This window comes from Vibrio sp. 10N.261.52.A1, assembly GCF_002876325.1.
Classification (GTDB): domain Bacteria; phylum Pseudomonadota; class Gammaproteobacteria; order Enterobacterales; family Vibrionaceae; genus Vibrio; species Vibrio chagasii.
Genome location: NZ_MCYD01000186.1, coordinates 1 through 2178 on the forward strand (window position 1 = coordinate 1; position 2178 = coordinate 2178).

Here is a 2178-nt window from a genome sequence, read left to right on the forward strand (position 1 = left end):
GTACAACCTCAACCTTTCCAGCTAAAGGTGCTTTAGTCATAACAACCAAGGAGTATGCGCACTCTTGTTCTTTTGTTTGCACAAAAATAAGCGGGTTTGCCGAACGAAGGTTTTGGTCTACTGGTAGCAGAAGCTCGTTAGCTGGAGAGACTTTCAGCTCTTCGTAGTGTTCTTCTTTTTCCATCCAAGCTTTGCTGATATGACAGGTTGTTTGGGCTTGCTGATCGACAAAGAAGACCGCAACTTTAACGTCATCATGCCCTTCTTTGGTGTTATTTTTAAGCTGTATGTAAAGCTTAGAATAGGTAAACATGTATTCTTGAGCTGCAGCAGGTAAAGAGATCCCTAGGCTTAGAGAAGCTAATAAAGCGAGTGCTGTCTTTTTCATTGTTATAGTCTTGTCGAAGTTGAGCGTTTATAAATAGAAAGAGCAGCCAATGAGCTGCTCTTTATGTGATGTTATTTGGTCAAACTTACCGTTTAAGTTCGCCAAATGACTATCAAATCGAGTTACTTTTTCCAGTATACCTCGTTGTGACGGATCATAGCTTGTAAATCAGTCACATAGTCTGAACCTCGCTCAGAATATTTTAGCAAGCCGTTGGTGAGCTCTGTTGCGGTTTCGGTTGTTAACAGATCGTCGCCCTGTGCCGCTAGTTTTGCGCGAATTGCTCTTAGGTCTGCATAAGCACGGTTTCGGTTTAGGTTCATGAAGTAACGGTGCACAGACTCTTGGCTTGAAGAGAATGTTGCCACTTCATGTGAGCTACCTTCGTTACGTTGTAGCGGAACTAAGCCACAACCTTTGGTGTAACACCAATGACCAAAATAGTTATTCGCTTTAGTGGCGAAACGAGATGTACCCCATGCCGATTCATTGGCTGCCTGAGTTAATACAAGCGCTTCAGGTAACACGTTTACACGATTCAACATTTCTTTCAGCCAAGCGTCATCTATGCCCGTTGAAGGTACAGGCAGGCTATACAGTTTTCCTAGTCTCTTTGCGTATGACGCATCTTCAGAGTCAACATTGTTCATCCCCGCTTCTGAAAGCTTGGTTAGAAACGCACGTTCTTTCGTGATTCGCTTGTTTTCGATGTTGATACTTGGGCGAAGGTATGAAAAGAAGGTGTCTTTCTTTTCATTTACATCTTCAATCGCTGCGAAATCTGGCTTATCAGAAGAGACGGTCAAATCACCAAAGTTTTGCTCTGAGTCTGGAGCCTTTTGCCCTGCTCGCCTGCGCTCTTCTTCTTGTTGGTAAAGCATTGGGCCAACTAACGAGATCGAGCCAACTAGGGCTAATGCTGTCACTTTTAGCGCAAGTGATTTACTTGCGCTTGATTTAGAGTTGTTATGCATCGAATACCTGTGGGTCTTTGTTGTTGCTACCGTTGTGGTCGTCGTCGCTCTTTGGTCTGTCTGACGCAATCAGTTTGAGTTTAATGCCAAACATCTCACGGTAAAGAATGCCTTTCACGTGGAAGAAGAAAGGTAAAACGAAGATAAGGCCAATGCCGTACATCATTGCCGCGACAATGAACATCAGCATTACTAATAGGTAGATAGAAGCAACGGTGAAGATTTTCTTGTTCACAGCACGCAGAGAAAGCAGAAGCGATTGCATTGGTGGAACTTTCTTATCGCAAATCAACAGGATTGAGTGGCTGAACGCAAGCGAGAAGTAAATCGACAGAAACGGCAGAATCATGCCTGCAATACCTTGAAGCATCAGACTGAACAGAGTCACAAGAATTACTGGAATCGTAAACTGTAAGCCTTTGCCAATGTGACGTACTTTGGTCTGTAGCCCAGCTGCGTGGCTCATCGCCATCAAACAGATACCTGCATAGATAGGCGCGCTGATAACTTCATAGCTGAAGTTGGCAATAAAAATGGACTCAACGATTTGTGGCGTAAACGCCTCAGGGTCGATAACCGCGTCTAAGATAACCGCAGGGTCACCCAGTTGCAGTTTTAATGCGATATAAAAGATAGCCAGTTGCACGAACATCAGAGCAACAATCGCAGGGGAAAACGAAAGAAAGTGACTTACCGTATGTTTCCATGCCTCTTGGAATACAGCCGTTGCTTTGAGCTCATAATCGCCAGAAAGTGCACGGTCGATACTACCGCCCAAATTAAAATCTTTTTCGATGTCGTTGTTCATAGTGATAC

Annotated in this window: 3 protein-coding genes; all 3 read right to left on the minus strand. The window is 44.0% G+C overall.

The window, feature by feature from the left end; all coding sequences use genetic code 11:
- Positions 1-388, minus strand: a 388-nt coding sequence (locus BCT81_RS02470; protein WP_133152496.1) for a DUF2987 domain-containing protein, incomplete at its 3' end; no start/stop codon positions are given.
- Between the two features lie 122 nt (positions 389-510).
- Entirely contained in the window at positions 511-1362 is an 852-nt protein-coding gene (locus BCT81_RS02475) for a glucosaminidase domain-containing protein (RefSeq protein WP_102423148.1), read from the minus strand.
- Positions 1355-2170, minus strand: coding sequence for a membrane protein (locus tag BCT81_RS02480; protein WP_004742282.1), 816 nt, complete (start codon positions 2168-2170; stop codon positions 1355-1357). Before BCT81_RS02480 ends, BCT81_RS02475 begins: the two co-directional genes overlap by 8 nt.
- Positions 2171-2178 lie beyond the last annotated feature (8 nt).

What these genes read in the sequence shown, in the direction of transcription:
- BCT81_RS02475 (WP_102423148.1), bottom strand. Translation starts at nt 1,362, where the DNA reads ATGCATAACAACTCTAAATCAAGCGCAAGTAAATCACTTGCGCTAAAA.
- BCT81_RS02480 (WP_004742282.1), bottom strand. Translation starts at nt 2,170, where the DNA reads ATGAACAACGACATCGAAAAAGATTTTAATTTGGGCGGTAGTATCGAC.